Origin of the sequence: Jejuibacter sp. L23, from assembly GCF_050815825.1 — a bacterium.
GTDB classification, from domain to species: domain Bacteria; phylum Pseudomonadota; class Gammaproteobacteria; order Enterobacterales; family Enterobacteriaceae; genus Jejubacter; species Jejubacter calystegiae.
Genome location: NZ_CP138199.1, coordinates 2,580,947 through 2,598,573, shown reverse-complemented (window position 1 = coordinate 2,598,573; position 17,627 = coordinate 2,580,947). Strand labels below are relative to the sequence as shown.

The 17,627-nt window shown below is 59.1% G+C and carries 16 protein-coding genes; 13 read left to right on the top strand and 3 right to left on the bottom strand.

What is annotated here, in order from left to right; translation table 11 throughout:
* The first annotated feature begins 97 nt into the window (after positions 1–97).
* From SCU88_RS11980 to tcuB, 5 genes are all read left to right on the top strand, one after another.
* Positions 98–511, top strand: a complete 414-nt coding sequence (locus tag SCU88_RS11980; RefSeq protein ID WP_175342120.1) for a hypothetical protein — start codon at positions 98–100, stop codon at positions 509–511.
* 1 nt (position 512) lies between these two features.
* A complete protein-coding gene (locus SCU88_RS11975) occupies positions 513–1,013 on the top strand; it encodes a PaaI family thioesterase (RefSeq protein ID WP_175342121.1) in 501 nt (166 codons plus the stop codon).
* Between the two features lie 93 nt (positions 1,014–1,106).
* A complete protein-coding gene (locus SCU88_RS11970; protein WP_175342122.1) occupies positions 1,107–2,033 on the top strand; it encodes a LysR substrate-binding domain-containing protein in 927 nt (308 codons plus the stop codon).
* 81 nt (positions 2,034–2,114) lie between these two features.
* Positions 2,115–3,521, top strand: coding sequence for an FAD-dependent tricarballylate dehydrogenase TcuA (tcuA, locus tag SCU88_RS11965; protein ID WP_175342123.1), 1,407 nt, complete (start codon positions 2,115–2,117; stop codon positions 3,519–3,521).
* Complete coding sequence (tcuB, locus tag SCU88_RS11960) at positions 3,508–4,629, top strand: tricarballylate utilization 4Fe-4S protein TcuB (RefSeq protein ID WP_175342124.1); 1,122 nt, start codon at positions 3,508–3,510, stop codon at positions 4,627–4,629. The genes tcuA and tcuB overlap by 14 nt, the downstream gene beginning before the upstream one ends.
* Before the next feature lie 13 nt (positions 4,630–4,642).
* Here the strand turns inward: tcuB and SCU88_RS11955 are convergent, their stop codons facing one another.
* Positions 4,643–5,464 carry a TIM barrel protein gene (locus tag SCU88_RS11955; protein WP_175342125.1) on the bottom strand — a complete coding sequence of 274 codons (822 nt, stop codon included), beginning with the start codon at positions 5,462–5,464 and terminating at the stop codon, positions 4,643–4,645.
* Between the two features lie 319 nt (positions 5,465–5,783).
* Here SCU88_RS11955 and SCU88_RS11950 point away from each other — a divergent pair, with 319 nt between their 5' ends.
* From SCU88_RS11950 to fos, 4 genes are all read left to right on the top strand, one after another.
* Positions 5,784–7,289, top strand: coding sequence for a CoA-acylating methylmalonate-semialdehyde dehydrogenase (locus SCU88_RS11950; RefSeq protein WP_175342126.1), 1,506 nt, complete (start codon positions 5,784–5,786; stop codon positions 7,287–7,289).
* A 21-nt stretch (positions 7,290–7,310) separates the two neighbouring features.
* Positions 7,311–8,120 carry a 5-deoxy-glucuronate isomerase gene (gene iolB, locus SCU88_RS11945; protein ID WP_175342127.1) on the top strand — a complete coding sequence of 270 codons (810 nt, stop codon included), beginning with the start codon at positions 7,311–7,313 and terminating at the stop codon, positions 8,118–8,120.
* Between the two features lie 177 nt (positions 8,121–8,297).
* The gene (locus SCU88_RS11940; protein ID WP_175342128.1) at positions 8,298–8,915 is read left to right on the top strand and encodes a GrpB family protein; all 618 of its coding nucleotides are present in this window, start codon (positions 8,298–8,300) and stop codon (positions 8,913–8,915) included.
* Between the two features lie 10 nt (positions 8,916–8,925).
* Positions 8,926–9,336 carry a fosfomycin resistance glutathione transferase gene (gene fos, locus SCU88_RS11935; protein WP_138097478.1) on the top strand — a complete coding sequence of 137 codons (411 nt, stop codon included), beginning with the start codon at positions 8,926–8,928 and terminating at the stop codon, positions 9,334–9,336.
* A gap of 4 nt (positions 9,337–9,340) precedes the next feature.
* Here the strand turns inward: fos and SCU88_RS11930 are convergent, their stop codons facing one another.
* Entirely contained in the window at positions 9,341–10,183 is an 843-nt protein-coding gene (locus tag SCU88_RS11930) for a MurR/RpiR family transcriptional regulator (protein ID WP_138097477.1), read from the bottom strand.
* A 144-nt stretch (positions 10,184–10,327) separates the two neighbouring features.
* Positions 10,328–12,244 (bottom strand): bifunctional 5-dehydro-2-deoxygluconokinase/5-dehydro-2-deoxyphosphogluconate aldolase, encoded by a 1,917-nt coding sequence (locus tag SCU88_RS11925; protein ID WP_175342129.1) that lies wholly within the window; start codon positions 12,242–12,244, stop codon positions 10,328–10,330.
* Positions 12,245–12,659: 415 nt separating this feature from the next.
* Between SCU88_RS11925 and iolD the strand changes: the two genes are divergently transcribed.
* The 4 genes from iolD to iolE are packed head-to-tail and all read left to right on the top strand — an operon-like array spanning position 12,660 to position 17,461.
* Entirely contained in the window at positions 12,660–14,600 is a 1,941-nt protein-coding gene (gene iolD, locus SCU88_RS11920) for a 3D-(3,5/4)-trihydroxycyclohexane-1,2-dione acylhydrolase (decyclizing) (protein ID WP_175342130.1), read from the top strand.
* 12 nt (positions 14,601–14,612) lie between these two features.
* Complete coding sequence (locus SCU88_RS11915; RefSeq protein ID WP_175342131.1) at positions 14,613–15,626, top strand: Gfo/Idh/MocA family oxidoreductase; 1,014 nt, start codon at positions 14,613–14,615, stop codon at positions 15,624–15,626.
* A gap of 21 nt (positions 15,627–15,647) precedes the next feature.
* Entirely contained in the window at positions 15,648–16,532 is an 885-nt protein-coding gene (locus SCU88_RS11910; RefSeq protein WP_175342132.1) for a TIM barrel protein, read from the top strand.
* A gap of 29 nt (positions 16,533–16,561) precedes the next feature.
* Entirely contained in the window at positions 16,562–17,461 is a 900-nt protein-coding gene (iolE, locus tag SCU88_RS11905) for a myo-inosose-2 dehydratase (protein WP_138097472.1), read from the top strand.
* The last annotated feature ends 166 nt before the right edge of the window (positions 17,462–17,627 follow it).

The window sequence follows — 17,627 nt, the reverse complement described above, 5'->3', positions numbered from 1 at the left end:
AATATCCACCCACTGTATTTGACATCCCAACATTCGGCTCTACCCTTAATCTGGTCTGACCTGAACAGGCGCTGGTCCGATAACCCGGGGGGTTAAGATGCCACAGTGGTTAAGTCTGTTGTTCATCATCCTGGCTTTTAGTTTCGTTCTGCTGTTTTCCCTGATCTACCTGCTACGCCCGACCTTTATGCCTTATCACCGCCAGGGGGTAGGCATAGAGTGGGAACAGCTCGACGAACGGGTCAGGAACCTGATCCTGGCGTTGATGCGGGCAGTGGGTTTTGCCTGGCTGGCGTGGCTGCTCAGTTGCCTGACGCTACTGGCGCTCCTGTGGCGCGAAGCGAGCGGCCCGGTATGGTGGACATTCGCCGCTCTGTTTGCTTTCGGCCTGTTAACCCAGGCGCTGGTTGCCGCGTCCTTCCGGGCCAGAACTGGCGCCAGAACGCCTGTAGGACTGATTCTGATAATGGCTGCGCTGGGCGCGGCCGGTCTGGTACTTTTCGGAGGATGATATGAACCCTGATGCACTGTTCTGGAAGGTGGTTAATGGGCAACTGCCGCTGTCAAAGGCTGCCATGACTCTGGGATGGCGCTTCGATCGTTACGATGAAGCACAGGGCGTGGTTCATATTGAGTATCAGGCGGGCCCGGGGCTGACCAATCCGCTGGGCAATATTCAGGGTGGGATTTTGAGCGCGATGCTGGACGACTGTATGGGACCCGCGATTTATCTGGATCTGCCGCCCGGCAAGGTTGCGCTGACCATTGAATCAAAGACCAGTTTTATCCATCCGGCGGCACCGGGAGTGATCCGCGGCGAAGGCTGGATTGAACAGCGTAAGGGCGGTATCTGCTTTACCGCGGGACGCCTGCTGAATGACAGCGGCCATATTCTGGCTACCGCCAGCGCCACTTTCCGTATCGGCAGCCTGCGCTGGCATGGACTCACCATTCCAGGGCCGGTGGCGGACGGTATCATGAAATGGAAGCTGCGCCGCATCGCTGATTCCTGAAGGGTGTCCCGCCTCGCATATTCCGCCCCGGGCATTGCCATCCTGCTGCTTTCAGGCTATTACCTGTAGCCCCGGTGTAAAGGTGAGGTGGATGTGGAGCTACGTCAGTTAAGCTATTTTGTCAGCGTCATAGAGGCAGGCAGTTTTTCCGGCGCCGCGCGGCGGCTGGAGGTAGGGGTATCGGCCCTCAGCCAGCAGATAAGCCGGCTTGAAAACGAGCTGGCGGTACGCCTGTTGCAGCGCACCTCGCAGGGGGTACAGCCCACGGCGGCAGGGATGGCCTTTTTCGCCCAGGCACAGTTGACGTTGCGCCATGCCAATGAAGCGGTAAGGGCGGCCAGCCAGGCCCGGCTGGCGGGGCATGTTAGTGTGGGGATGGCACCGAGCACCGCATCGGTGCTCGGTTTGCCCTTTATCGAAGCGATGAGTGAACGCTACGCCAGCGTGCGGCTGCACATTGTGGAAAGTCTTTCCGGTAATCTGGCTCACATGCTGGCGGCGCGCAGGCTCGATCTGGCGGTGCTGTTCCAGCAGGGGCAGCCTGAAACCTGGAGCGCCATTCCCATTCTGGAAGAGCAACTGTTTGTGATTGGTCCGCCGTCATTACTGGGGGCCGAGACCGGCGACCAAATCAGCGTGGCGGATCTTGCCGCGGTGCCGTTGATCCTTCCCAGTGCGGGGCACGGGCTGCGCGCCCTGGTGGATCGGCTGTTTGCCAGCCACCATCTTGCCCTGACGCCACACCTTGAGATCGACGGCCTGGCGCTGTTGATGGCAGCAGTGCGTCACGGTGCCGGGGTGACCATCCAGCCCGGTGCCGCCGTTTCGTCACTGGGCGAATTCGATCTCCGGGTGCTGCGACTGCGTCCCCCCGCGCCGGGGCGCATTAACGCTCTGGTCAGCCTTTGCGATGACGAACTGGCACCGGCGGCGCTGGCGGCCCGGGTGGTACTCACCAGCGTGATGAGCGAGCTGGTCAGTCGTGGCCGCTGGCCGGGCGCCAGCCTTTACAAATTGTAAAACCCCCTTCAGGCGGCGGCCGTATCGCCGCTGCATCCTGCCGGATAGCATGGCGATATTCATGTGATTCCGGAGTCTGATATGTTTGATGTGCTTGTGATTGGCGGCGGCAACGCGGCGCTGTGCGCGGCCCTGACGGCCAGAGAGGCCGGTGCGTCGGTGCTGCTGCTGGAAGCCGCCCCCAAAGCCTGGCGCGGCGGTAATTCGCAACATACCCGCAATCTGCGCTGTATGCATGACGCCCCCCAGGACGTTCTGGTAGAAAGTTATCCGGAACAGGAGTTCTGGGAAGATCTGCTGCGGGTCACCGGTGGTGAAACCAATGAAACCCTGGCGCGTCTGACTATCCGCACTTCGTCCCACTGCCGCGACTGGATGCGGCGCCACGGCGTCCATTTTCAGCCGCCACTTTCCGGCGCTCTGCACGTGGCGCGCACCAACGCCTTTTTTATGGGCGGCGGTAAGGCGCTGGTCAACGCTTATTACCGCAGCGCGGAGCGGCTGGGCGTGACTATCCGCTATGAAACGCCGGTGGACTTACTGGAGCTGGAAGCAGGGCGCTTTGTCGCGGCCTGGTCAGGCAATGAGCGGATTGCCGCCCGATCCTGCGTGCTGGCCTGCGGCGGTTTCGAATCCAACCGGGCATGGCTGCGGGAAGCCTGGGGCCAGAACGAACGGGGCGAATGGCCTGCCGACAACTTTCTGATTCGCGGCACCCGCTTTAATCAGGGAACGCTGCTGAAATTTATGATGGAGGCCGGGGCCGATATTATCGGCGATCCCTCTCAGTCACACTGTGTGGCTATTGATGCCAGGGCGCCGCTCTATGACGGCGGTATCTGCACCCGGGTGGACTGCGTATCGCTTGGCGTAGTGGTAAACCGCGACAGTCAGCGCTTCTACGATGAAGGGGAGGACTTCTGGCCCAAACGCTACGCCATCTGGGGACGACTGGTGGCACAGCAGCCGGGGCAGATAGCCTGGTCGATTATTGATTCCCGGGCCCCCGGCCACTTTATGCCGCCGGTGTTCCCTGGCGCCTGCGCGCAAAGTCTGCCTGCGCTGGCCGAACAGCTGGGGCTCGATCCCGCCGCCCTGAGCGCCACCATTGCCGACTACAACCGCGCCTGCCAGCCGGGCCAGTTCGACCATACCCGGCTCGATAACTGCCATACCCGGGGGCTGACGCCCGTCAAAAGCCACTGGGCCCGGCCCATCGACCAGCCGCCGTTTTACGGTTACGCGCTGCGACCGGGCATTACCTTTACCTACCTGGGGTTGAGGGTCAATGAACAGGCCGCGGTGCATTTCGCGGGCATTCCCAGCAGCAATCTGTTTGCGGCCGGGGAGATGATGGCCGGCAACGTGCTGGGTAAGGGCTATACCGCCGGGGTGGGCATGTCTATTGGCACCACCTTTGGCCGCATTGCCGGAGAACAGGCGGCCCGGGCCGCGCGCCAGAAGGAGTCTCACCATGCAACAGCTTAATTCCCTGATTAACGAAGCCCGCCAGTTGACCCGACCGCATGAAGAAGAGGCCAAACGGGTGATGCAGGTCTGTAATGCCTGCCGCTACTGCGAAGGATTTTGCGCGGTATTTCCGGCCATGACCCGGCGTCTGAGCTTTAGCGATGCCGATATCCACTATCTGGCGAATTTGTGCCACAACTGCGGCGCCTGTCTGCATGCCTGCCAGTATGCGCCGCCCCACGAATTCGCCATTACGGTGCCCCAGACGCTGGCGAAAGTGCGTCTGGAAACCTGGCAGCGTTACGCATGGCCCGCCCGGTTTGGCGCGCTGTATCGCCATGCCGGAGTAACCAGCGCGCTGGCGCTGACCCTGAGTCTTAGCCTGTTTCTGCTGCTGGCGGTAGCGCTGCGCGGCGGCCTGTGGCATCCGCCGCTGGCGGGGGATTTTTACCAGATCTTCCCCCATAATCTGCTGGCGATACTGTTTGGCGGCGTGTTTGGTTTTGGTCTGCTGGCGCTAATCGTGGGCGTGGTCCGCTTCTGGCGCGGCGTTTCCGGCGGTACGCCCAGACCCCCGGCGGCGCTGGAAGCAGCCCGCCACGCGCTGACGCTCACTTACCTGGACGGCGGCCACGGCGAAGGATGTAATGACGAGGACGATCGCTATACGCTGCGCCGCCGTCGCTTCCACCATTTTACCTTCTACGGTTTTATGCTGTGCTTCGCCGCGACGGTGGTGGCCACCGGCTATCACTATCTGCTGGGGCAGCCTGCGCCTTATCCGCTGCTGAGTCTGCCGGTGATTCTGGGCACTCTGGGGGGGATTGGCCTTATCATCGGCCCGGCGGGGCTATTGTGGCTTAACCTGCGGCGGGCGCCGCTGCACGGCGATGAGCAGCAGAAACCGCTGGATCGCGCATTCTGTCTGCTGCTGTTGTTAACCAGCATCACCGGACTGGCGCTGCTGGCAGGCAGGGATGGGCCGCTGATGGGGGCGCTGCTGGCGGTGCATCTCGGGGTGGTGATGGCGCTGTTTCTGACGCTGCCTTACGGCAAGTTCGCCCACGGGTTTTATCGCTGTGCCGCGCTGCTTAAGGATGCTATCGAGAAGCGGCGCAGCAAGTGACAATGTCACAGAATCAACCGCTGGCCTGTTGAATCAACGCCATTCCCTGGCGAATCTGGCGCTCAATCTCCTGACCGGACCAGCTTTCCATAACGGAAGAGAAGGGTTCAAAGGAGTAAGCGCCACGATATCCCAGTTCTTCAAGGCGCCGCACCTGGGCGGCGCTGTTCAGCCTGTCGGCATCGCTCAGCATAATACGCTGTTCGTCAGTCAGTTGTTCCATCGGGCGTGGATCCTCCACCCCGGACAGATGCACCAGTCCCACCCGGTTGATATCAAGCGTTGCCAGTTCGCGTTCGGCATCGGGCCACAGCGCGTGGTGGAAGGTATCCACCAGCAGTCGGAACGGAGCGCCCGCCTCATGAATCAGTGCCGCAGCCTCGCGCGCTGAACGCAGCGAACTAAAAGGGAAGCCCAGCGGCTCCACCAGACCTTCCACGTCATATTCCGCAAAAAGAGGGGCAAGCTGGCGCAGGGCGTCGATGGTCTGGCGCGCCGCTACCGGCGTTCCATCATTTAACGGACACAGCACCAGGGCCCGGGCGCCGATCTCTTTTGCCGTTTCCAGCAACGCTTTTGCCCGCGCCATCAGCGCCTCATCGGGGCAGTTAAAGGGGTAGAGGGCGTTAATGGAGAGAATCTCAATGCCGTAGCGTTGGGCCAGTTCCCGTACCGCCTGGGGTGAAAGGTCGTCAGTCACGCTACCGCCAGACATATCGTTACGCAGCTCGACTTTATTCAATCCAAGCTGACTGACCAGTTGAAAGAAGGGGGCAATCCCCATTCCGGGGGCAATCTTACGGTTAACGCAGAAACGCTGAATATCGATGTTCATAGGGGTTCTCCAGAAACAGGGTAAAGGTCTTGCCAGATCAAAACATTTATTTCATTTATTACAAGAGAGAAAAAATTATTTTTTAGAGCCTTCTCGCAATTTTGACTTTCCATCACCGCAATGCGACGCCAGTCGCTATGCTATATCGAAAGACACTCCCACGAATGAAGGACGACAGTACGGCGCGTAATCCCCGTCACAAAACCCGGCATTTCATTTTTATTGTTATTGAAATATTAATTTCATTTGGCTAAGGTTTGATTCATCCCGTTCGCACGGGACCACAGGTGCCAACATTGACTATCTGGAGTCCGAAAGCATGAACATCACTGGAAACTATATTGCCGGGAAAATCTGTTTCAGCAGCAGCAACGAAACCCAGCCGGTTTACGATCCGGCTACCGGACAGGCGGTCCGCGAAGTCACGCAGTCCAGCAAACAGGAAGTGCAGGAAGCCATTGCCGTGGCGCACGCGGCTTTTGACAGCTGGTCGCGCACCACACCGCTGCGCCGCGCCCGCATTCTGTTTAAATTCAAGAGTCTGCTGGAGCAGCACAGTGACGAACTGGCGGCGCTTATCGTCAGCGAGCACGGCAAAGTCTGGTCGGATGCCATGGGCGAGCTGACCCGCGGCATGGAGGTGGTCGAATTCGCCTGCGGCATTCCGCACCTGCAAAAAGGGGAGTTTTCCTCCGACGTCGGCAGCGGCGTGGACAGCTATTCGCTGATGCAGCCGCTGGGCGTGGTGGCCGGTATCACTCCCTTTAACTTCCCGGCCATGGTGCCAATGTGGATGTTCCCCATCGCTCTGGCCTGCGGTAATACCTTCGTACTTAAGCCGCCCGCGCTGGCGCCTTCCGCTGCAGTCAAAATGGCGGAACTGCTGAGTGAAGCCGGGCTGCCGGACGGTGTCTTTAACGTGGTGCACTGTGGTAACGATCAGGCGGAACCGCTGTGCAGCGATCCGCGAATTCAGGCGGTCAGCTTTGTAGGATCTTCCGCTGTAGCCGAGCACATTTATAAAACCGCCAGTGCTTATGGCAAGCGAGTTCAGGCTTTCGGGGCCGCCAAAAACCACGCCATCGTGATGCCGGACGCCGATCTGGAAGCCACCGTTAACGCGATTATGGGCGGCGCATACGGCTCCGCCGGGGAACGCTGCATGGCGCTGCCGGTCGTCGTCGCGGTGGGTGACGAAACGGCAGATAAACTGATCGCGCGTCTGACGCCGCTGGTTCAGGCGTTGAAAGTGGGGCCGGGCTGCCTGCGGGGCAGCGAAGAGAATGAAATGGGACCGGTGGTTTCCCGGGCCCATCAGCAGAAAGTGCTGGGCTATATCGATAAAGGCGTCGCCGAAGGCGCGCAACTGGTGGTGGATGGCCGCAACTTTACCCCGGCAGGTTACGAAGAGGGCTACTATGTTGGCGGTACGCTGTTCGATAACGTCACGCCGGAGATGACCATCTGGAAAGAGGAGATCTTCGGGCCGGTGCTGAGCGTGGTACGCGCCCGGGATTATGACAGTGCGCTGGAACTGGTTAACGGCCACGAATTTGGCAACGGTAGCGCCATCTTTACCAGCAACGGCCACGCCGCCCGGGAATTTGTGCATGACGTTCAGGCGGGTATGGTTGGGGTGAATATCCCGGTACCGGTGCCGATGGCATTCCACAGCTTTGGCGGCTGGAAACGCTCAGTGTTTGGCGCTCTCAACGTGCATGGCCCGGACGGCGTACGCTTCTACACCCGCATGAAAACCGCCACGGTTCGCTGGCCGGCAGGGCAGCAGACAGTATCGGAATTCAGCATGCCCACGCTGGGCTGATGGATGGAGGAATAAGGTAGCATGTCGTTACTTGAAAAACGTCGCCCCGGAACGGGGCGTATTCAGCAGATAACCCCGGCCAGCGCTGGCTGGGAGTTTGTGGGCTTCGAGGCGCACCTGCTGAACAAGGGCGATCGTATTACGCTTGAAAGCGGCGATCGCGAACTCTGTCTGGTACTGGTGTCCGGGCTGGCGTCTGTTAAAACCCGCAACGCCGATTTTCCCGGGCTGGGAGGGCGAATGTCGCCGTTTGAGCGCACGCCGCCGTGGTCGGTTTATGTGCCTCATCACGATTGGGTCGAGGTGGTGGCCGACAGCGAACTGGAGCTGGCGGTATGTAGCGCGCCGGGCGGCGGAAATTTGCCTGCGCGCCTGATAGCGCCTTCCGGCGTTGGCGTGGAGCGGCGCGGTAAGGGCCGTAATCAGCGGCTGGTGCACAATATCCTGCCGGACAGCGAACCGGCGCACAGCCTGCTGGTGGTCGAAGTCTATACCGATGAAGGCGCGACCAGCTCCTGGCCCAGCCACAAGCACGATACCGCGGTGGAAGGGCAGGAAACCCAACTGGAAGAGACCTACTATCATCGCTTCGATCCGCCCCAGGGCTTTGCCTTACAGCGGGTTTATACCGACGACCGCTCGCTGGACGCCTGTATGGCCCCCTATAACCACGATGTGGTGATGGTGCCGCGCGGCTATCATCCCGTCGCCAGCATCGCCGGTTACGACAGCTATTATCTGAACGTAATGGCCGGGCCGCAGCGCAAATGGCTGTTCCGCTGGGAAGAGGATCACGCCTGGATTAATAGCGACGATTATCCCAGGAAGTGATGCCCGTTCGGCCAAAGACGCGCCGCTCACCAGAGGGTGGCGCGTCTGTTTTTCATTCCCGTCATCCCCTCCGTATTAATACCGCCTGTTTCCGTGGTACCAGCTCTATTGCCGAGTGTACAAATGTACACTTCGTTAATAGTATTGCTTTAATCGACTTCCAACGGGCATATGCGCATGAATGACAAAGACCCAATAAAAACGAAGGCTCACGAAATCATCACCTTTGAGGAAGGCGATCCGAACGAGAACCCATGGGTCGTGGGGCCGCCTGAGACTGAGCATATCGAGGTGGTGCCCTATGATAAAGCGTGGCCGACGCTGTTCGACACGCTGAGCCAGCGCATTGCAAGTGCGCCAGGCATAAAGGCGCTGGAGATTGCGCACGTGGGCTCGACTGCCGTACCCGGTCTGTCGGCGAAACCGGTTATCGATATCGATATGATTGTCGAGGATCCCGAAGATGAAGCATCCTATATACCGGCGTTGACGGCGATCGGCTATACGCACCGCGTCCGGGAACCCTCCTGGTATCAGCATCGAATGCTGCGTCTCAATACACCCTGCGTCAATTTGCATATCTTCGGGCCTGATTGTCCGGAACATCTGCGTCATCTTTTATTTCGGGACTGGCTTTCCGGGCATCCGCAGGATCGTAAAAGATATGAAGAGGCAAAAACAGCCGCGCTAAGCGGGGCCGCCACGGTGCAGCAGTACAATATGAATAAGCAGCAGGCGATCAGGGAGATTTACCAGCGGATCTTTGCACATAACGGCTGGATCCCGGAAAACTGAAGGGGGCAATATGTTAACCGGCCTGAACCACCTGACTTTAGCGGTCAGCGACCTTACCCGCAGTATTGGGTTCTACCACGATATTCTGGGGCTTAAACTGGAAGCTCGTTGGGAAACGGGGGCATATCTGTCACTTCCAGGCCTGTGGCTGTGTCTTTCGTTCGACCCGCGTCGCCAGACTGGCGAACCGCGCGACTATACCCACTATGCCTTTTCAACAGACGGCGCTGAATTTGAAACCATGGTTAACAAATTGCGCGCCGGATGCGTCAGAGAATGGAAGCGAAATACCAGCGAAGGAGAATCTTTCTACTTTCTGGATCCCGACAGCCATCAGCTTGAGCTGCACGTCGGCTCACTGAGCTCCCGGCTGGCGCAGTGCCGACGCGCGCCCTATAAAAATATGCAGTTTTTCGATTAAGGTCTTACTTCCCCTCTTTACTGTTGCCCAGCGCCAGCGAAATCGCCAGCGTCTGGGCCAGACACAGCGAGGCGACCTGAGAGCGAAAACCGTCGATCTGCGCTTCGCGCACCACGAAGCAGACATCGCTAAAGGCGGCCAGCGGACTGACCTGGCTGTCGGTAATCGCAATCTGGCGCGCCTTGCGCTGGGCGCCCAACTCTACCAGTTCCACCACCTCTTTTGAGTAGGGCGAAAAGCTTACCGCTACCACCACATCCTTTGGCCCCACCATACTGAGCTGCTCGGTGAACATGCCGCCCAGCCCGTCTATCAGAAAGGCGCGCCGGTCAAGATGGCGCAGGGCGTAGGTCAGATAGGAGGCGACGCTGAACGAGCGGCGCAGTCCAATCACATAGATATTCTCCGCGTCACCCAGCAGTGCTACGGCACGCTCTAACTCTTCGGGCACCACCTGCATCGCCAGCTGCTGCAGCGCCTGGCCGTTCACCATGGTGAACATATTCAGAATTTCGGACGGCGTTTCCGGCGCGCTGGTCTCTTCACCGGCGGTCTGGCGGAACAGGCGCGCCCGTTCGGTATAGTTGGCGGTCTCTTCCATCAGATGCTGCTTGAACATCTGTTTCATTTCGTTGAAACCGCCGAAGCCAAAGGCATTGGCGAAGCGGATCAGGGTAGAGGGGGGAACATCCGCCTGGTGAGCGATGGAAGCGACGGTATCAAAAGCGACGCTGTTGCTGTTATCAAGAATATAGCGCGCCACCTGCTTCAGTCGTTTACTGAGCGTGTCGTAGCGGCTGCGAATCTCGTCCTGGAGAATAGAAACCTGAGTTGGATTATTGGCCATGTGATTGCCTGTGACAGAGTGAAAAGGAAACTGGAATCAGTGTACCAAATGGAGGAAAAATTTCATTTCCGGTGCGTTAATACGGGATTCATTTCACGTTGCGTTACCGCGCGCGGCACAAACCGGCCGCGCGCCGTCAGGGGGTTATCCGCGTCTGGCCTCGCGCCAGTAACCAATCAGCCGCAGATAGTTCTGTTTCACCTCGTCGATCAGTTCATCGTCGTTCAGTTCACCCGCCATCCAGCGTCGTGAAGGCTGGCCGAAAATGGTACGCCCCACCGCAAAGCCTTTAATGGCCGGATGGCGCGCCGCTTCACGGAAACCGGCACGTAGCACCTCTGGCTCGGCATCCAGCCCCAGCAGCAGGATACCCCGACACCAGGGGTCTTCACGCACGATAAGCTCACTGACTTTGTCCCAGGTAACACTTGCCAGCGGCGGTAGCTTCCACCAGTCGGGCTGGATCCCCAGTCGGTAAAAGTGCTCCAGCATCGCCAGATAGTGGCACTCGCGGCGGTCCGTGGCATCAGCGGGCAGGATCACCTCCAGCAGCAGCTCGTGGCCGGACTGGTTGCAGGCGTGCCATACGTCCAGCAGCAGCTCATCCTGGCGCTGACGCAGTTCCGCACTGTCATGCGGATGATAGAACACCAGGCACTTCACGATATGCTCCAGCGGCCAGCTACGGAGTTGACTGCCGATATCACCATGTTCCAGACGCAGCGGGCGTGAACCGGGCAGCTCAATAGGGCGGCCAATCCACCATCCCTGACCGGTAATAGCGTTTAACGCCCCCTGGCCGAAGGTGCTATCCGCCAGAATACCGCTGCGCTGTTCGAGCCCGGCTTCGGTCGCCGCATCCTGCGCTGCCTGTAGCAGCAGGCGTTTCAGCGGCGGAATGCAGCTTTCGTCGCGACCGGTCTGCTGAGCCATTTCCACCAGTTGTTTGCGGTGATCAAAGGCAAAGATACACAGCTCGTCGAAGCGACGCTGGCGCGACGTGACGCGATGCAGATGGTTAAGACGCGCATCGAGATCCGGGCGCGGCACCGACTCGGCCCGGGACAGATAGTCATCCAGTTCGGCGCGGGTGGGCATGGCAGGGGCGCAGCCGTGGCGCGAAACCACCAGCGCGCCGCAGGCGTTGGCATAGCGACAGGCCTGTTCCCAGCCTTCGTCATTCAGCCAGCCGCGCAGCAGGCCAGACATAAAGGCGTCACCGGCTCCCAGCACGTTGAGGACTTCCACCCTGACTCCCTGTTGCAGCGGAATCTGCGACCAGTCATCCGGGACGTTACCTTCGATAACCACGCAGCCCATGGGGCCGCGCTTGCAGACCAGAGTGGCGTTGCTCACCTCGCGCACCTTTTTCAGCGCCGTCAGGGTATCGGTGCTGCCACCGGCAATATGAAACTCCTCTTCGGTGCCGACGATCAGATCAAAGTGGTGCAGCACCTCCTGGAGCTGGCGGGTCACCTCGCCGGATTCGATATAGCGGGTTTCGCCATCGCCCGGAGATGTCAGCCCCCACAGCACCGGGCGGTAGTCGATATCCAGCGCCCGACGCAGCCCGTGGCGCCCGGCATATTCCAGCGCTTTCAGCACCGCCGCCCGGGTTTGCGGGTGGGAGAGGTGGGTGCCGGTGACCGCCAGCGCGCGGGACGAGGCAATCCAGGTTTCATCAATATCATCGGGCGACAGCGCCATATCGGCGCAGTTGTCGCGATAGAAGATCAGCGGAAAGGTATCCTGATCCTTAATGCCCAGCATTACCAGCGCCGTCAGCCGGGTCGGATCGGTGATGAGATAGTCGGTATTGACCCCTGCATTTTCCAGGGTTTCACGAATAAAGCGGCCGTTATGCTCATCGCCCACCCGGGCCAGCATGGCGGACTTCAGCCCCTGAATGGCGGTGCCCCAGGCCACATTGCCCGATGAGCCTCCCAGATATTTGGCAAAGCTTGCGACATCCTCCAGCCTGGCGCCCACCTGCTGCGCATAGAGATCGACGGCGACACGCCCGATACAGATCACATCGAGCCGCTTAACTGCTGCATTCATAGTTACGGATTCCTTCTGCTTACCTTGACTTACCCACATAGCGCGCGCTCGCCTATGCAGCCGGGTTAACAAACGAATGTCAGTATGGCGAACGTAAATTTCATTATCAATGCAAAATGAAATTTATAGTTCATTTTTGTGAGGGCAGCGGCAACCTGTACCCGGCTATCCCCGACAGTACAGACCCTGACACCCGCCACAACCCGCAATTTCATAGGGGAATTGTAGGGTTATTGTTGCAGTGAAATGAATGAAATGAAAACCAAAAACGAAATAGAGAGTTTGATCGCCCTCGCAAAATGAAATGTTTTTTCTGTATTTGTATTTTATGAAAAATCCATTTGCATATAATCCCCTCATATTTCATTCCCACCGGCGTCGCTTCGACACCGGTATCACGATAAAGGAAAGGGCTATGGGCAGAATCAGGCTGACAATGGCGCAGGCATTGGTCAAATTCCTTGATAATCAGTTTGTTGAGGTTGACGGGCGCGAGATCAAATTCGTCAAAGGGATCTTCGCCATCTTCGGGCACGGCAATGTGCTGGGTCTGGGGCAAGCGCTGGAACAGGACCGCGGCGATTTAAGGGTATGGCAGGGTCGTAACGAACAGGGGATGGCCCACGCCGCCATCGGCTATGCCAAACAGCTGCGTCGTCGCCAGATTATCGCCTGTAGCTCATCGGTGGGGCCCGGTGCCGCCAATATGATCACCGCGGCAGCCACCGCCACCGCTAACCGTATTCCGCTATTGCTGCTGCCGGGGGACGTTTTCGCCACCCGCCAGCCGGACCCGGTTCTGCAACAGATTGAACAGAGTCAGGATCTGAGTATCAGCACCAATGATGCCTTCCGGGCAGTCAGCAAATACTGGGATCGCATTACGCGCCCGGAACAGTTGATGAGCGCCTGCCTTAACGCCATGCGAGTTCTGACCGACCCGGCGGAGTGTGGCGCCGTGACCCTGGCTCTGCCTCAGGACGTTCAGGCCGAAGCCTGGGATTACCCGGAACACTTCTTTGTACGCCGCGTGCACCGTCTGGATCGCCGCCCGGCCGTTGCGGCCCAGATTGCCGACGCCTGCGAAGCGCTGCGCCGCAGCCAGCGTCCGCTGCTGATTTGCGGCGGCGGCACCCGTTATTCGGATGCCGGTGAGGCGCTGCTCAACTTTGCCCGCCAGCATGGGATCCCCATTGCGGAAACCCAGGCCGGGAAGGGCACGCTGCTTTCCGAAGAGCCGCTCAACGTGGGCGGCGTGGGAGAAACCGGCTGTCTGGCGGCTAACCTGCTGGCGAAAGAGGCGGATCTGGTGATTGGGGTCGGGACCCGCTTTACCGACTTTACCACCGCTTCGAAATGGATTTTTCAGCATCCCGACGTACGTTTCCTGAATATCAATATCAGCGATTTCGATGCCTGGAAACTGGACGGCATTCGGGTGGTGGCTGACGCCAGAGAGGCGCTCCAGGCGCTGACTGGCGCCATGGCAGACAGTGCCTGGAAAGCGCAGTGGGGCGAACAGCTACAGAGCGCGCGATCCCGTCAGTTGCAGGAGACTCAGCGGGTGTGGCAGGTACGCTGGCGCGAACAGGATTTTGTGCCGGAAATTGACGACAGCATCGATCGAACGCGGCTGTTTCGCGAATTCCGTGAGATAACCGGCTCGGTTATCACTCAGAGCAGCGTGCTGGGCGTGCTGAACCAACAACTGCCCGAAGATGCGGTGGTGGTGGCCGCCGCCGGTAGTCTGCCGGGAGATCTCCAGCGCACCTGGCGCAACCGGGCGCCGGACGCTTACCACGTGGAGTATGGCTACTCCTGCATGGGTTACGAGGTCAATGCCGCGCTGGGCGTTAAGCTCGCCGAACCGCAGCGCGATGTCTACGCGCTGGTGGGGGATGGGTCTTTCATGATGCTGCACTCCGAACTGGTGACCTCTATTCAGGAAGGCGCAAAGATCAACGTCATTCTGTTCGACAACATGGCCAACGGCTGCATCAACAATCTGCAAATGGAACACGGCATGGGCAGCTACGGCACCGAATTCCGGCATCGCGACGCCGACAGCGGGGAACTGCGCGGTGGCCTGGTGCCGGTGGATTTCGCCGCTATCGCCGCAGGCTATGGTTGCCGTACCTGGCGGGTGACCCGGCTGGAAGATCTGGAAGCGGCGCTGGCAGAAGCGCGCCACAGCCCGGTCAGCACGCTGATCGATGTGAAGGTGCTGCCCAAAACCATGGTGCACAAATATTTCAGCTGGTGGCACGTCGGCGTGGCCGCGGTCTCCAGCTCCGAACGTATCCGCCGGGCGGCGGAGCAAATGCAGGAAAAACGCGCGCAGGCGCGGGACTACTAACCGGAGCACATCATGATGCTAAAAATAGGTGTAATTGGCGCAGGCGCCATCGGCAAAGAGCACATTCGTCGCTGTAGTACTGTCTTGCAGGGAGCAAGCATCGTTGCGGTCTCGGACATCAACGCCGAAGGCGCCCGCAGCGCGGTAACGGCGCTGGGGCTGGAGGCGAAAATTTACGACGACGGCCATGCGCTGATTGCCGACCCCGAAGTCCAGGCGGTGCTGGTCACCTCCTGGGATCCGACCCACGAAGAGTTCACCCTGGCCGCTATCGCCGCCGGTAAGCCGGTATTCTGCGAAAAACCGCTGGCGATGAGCGCCGAAGGCTGCCGCCGCATCGTCGATGCCGAAATGCGCGCCGGTCGTCGTCTGGTGCAGGTGGGCTTTATGCGCCCTTACGACGACGGCTATCAGGCACTGAAACAGGCTATTGCCCAGGGTGAGGTCGGCACGCCGCTGATGCTGCACTGCGCCCATCGTAATGCCTCGGTAAACGAAAGCTACAGTACCGACATGGCGATTACCAACACGCTGATTCACGAACTGGACGTGTTGCGCTGGCTGCTGAACGACGACTACGTTTCTGCTCAGGTGATCTTCCCGCGCTCCACCCGCAACGCCCATGCGAACCTGCGCGACCCGCAGATAGTCCTGCTGGAAACCCGCAGCGGCGTGCGCATCGACGTCGAGGTCTTCGTCAATTGCCAGTACGGCTACGACATTCAGTGCGAAGTAGTGGGCGAGAGCGGTATCGCCCGTCTGCCTGAACCCGCCTCGGTGCAGATGCGCAAGCAGGCGCGGCTGGCAACAGAGATCCTGACCGACTGGAAGGATCGCTTTATTCGCGCCTATGACGTGGAGCTGCAGGCCTTTATTGACGATGTGAAGGCCGGTGAACTGCGCGGGCCTTCGGCCTGGGACGGCTATGCCGCCTCTGTCGCCGCCGATGCCTGCCTGAAGGCTCAGCAGAGCGGTAGCGTAGAGCCGGTAGAAATGGCGCCGCGTCCCGACTTTTATCCCCGCTGAAGTGATTAAGAGGTAGCCGTTATGAAGTTAGCATTCGACGTCGACGTGATTAAGGATCTGGGCATCACCCGAATGGTGCAGCAGGTGGCCGAGTGGGGCTATCGCTATATTGAACAGTCGCCCCATCCGCAGATTAATCCGTTCTATAAACACCCCAGGGCCGGGCGCGAAATCATGGCCGAATATAAGCGGGCGCTCAGGGACAACGGCGTGGAGCTCTCTTCGTTTATCTGCGTTTACCGCTGGTCGGGGCCGGATGAAATGCGGCGCCAGGCGGCGGTAAAAAACTGGAAGCGGATGATCGAAATCGCCGTTGAAATGGATGTACAGGTGATTAATACCGAACTGTCCGGCGATCCCAATCAGCCGGAGATCTGCGACGAGATGTTCTATCGCTCCATGGAAGAGCTGCTGCCCATCTTTGAACGTGAAGGCATTCGGGTTGAGCTACAGGCCCATCCCTGGGACTTCTGTGAAGAAAACGATGCCACCGCCGATCTGGTGAAGTCATTTCGCAGCGATAACGTGAAGTACGTCTACAGCGTGCCTCATACCTTCTATTACGACAAAGGCAAAGGCGATGTGGAAAGCATGCTGCGTTACGTGGGCGACGATCTTTCCCACGTTTTGGTGGCCGATACCATGAACCATACCCGTCACTGCCGCTACATCGTTAACCCGCCGGGAGTTGATGCTGCCGTGCACCAGCACGTAGCGCCGGGCGAAGGGGAAGTGGATTTCACCACGCTGTTCCGCACCCTGCGTGAAACGGGCTTTGCCGACCGCCAGTTTAAAGTCGGCGGCGAACCCATTGTCGCTGCCGCGCTGTTTGGCTATCCGGAAAAGATGAAGCACCAGGCGGTGGAAACCCGCGAACTGATCGAGCGGGAGTTGCTCGGTCGCTAAGCCGAGAACGCTTTTTATCGAGGATTATCATGAACAAAGAGAACGTCAGGTTGGGCATTGCGCCTATCGGCTGGACCAACGACGATATGCCGGAGCTGGGTAGCGAAAACACCTTCCAGCAAACCGTTAGCGAAATGGCGCTGGCAGGCTTCACCGGCTGCGAGGTGGGCAGTAAATATCCGCGTGACCCGGCGGTGCTCAAGCCGATGCTGGAACTGCGAGGTATGGAGATCTGCAACGCCTGGTTCAGCACTTTCTTCGCCGACGGCGAGCGTGAAAAGACGCTGGATGAATTTATCAACCACATGGATTTCCTACACGCCATGGGCGCCAGAGTGATTGGCTGTTCAGAGCAGAGCGGTAGCATTCAGGGGCAGGCGGTGCCGGTACTGGGCAACGGAAAACCCGTATTCAGCGACGACCAGTGGCAGCGAGTGGCGGAAGGTTACAACACCCTGGGGCAGATAGCGGAACAGAAGGGGATGCAGGTCTGTCTGCACCACCATATGGGCACCGGGATCCAGACGCCTCAGGAGGTAGACCGCTTTATGAACCTGGTGGATGACAGGGTTTACCTGCTGTATGACACCGGCCATCTCTGGTACTCCGAAGGCAATGACAAAGTCATGCTGGACGTGCTGCGTCGCTATTTGCCACGCATTAACCATGTGCATCTGAAAGATGTGCGTCCGGCGATTATCGACAAGGTTCGAAGCCAGCAACTGTCGTTCCTGGATGGCGTTCGGATGGGCACCTTCACCGTTCCCGGCGACGGCGCTATCGATTTCCGCCCGGTATTTGAGATTCTGGAACAGGGCGGCTACCGCGGCTGGATGGTGGTGGAAGCCGAACAGGATCCGGCACTGGCTAATCCACTGGAGTACGCCATAAAAGCCCGGCGTTATCTGCGGGAGACCGCCGGGATCTGATCCCTGCCTGACCGGCAGAGAGTGCCGGTCAGGCTTTTCATTTCACGCTTTCAGGAACTGAATGTTTCGTTCCTGCACCTCGCTTTGCGCTCTCGCCAGACAACCAAAAAATCACCTGTATTCAATTAATTAACCAATAACTCCAGCCATAAAACCTCACTATTTC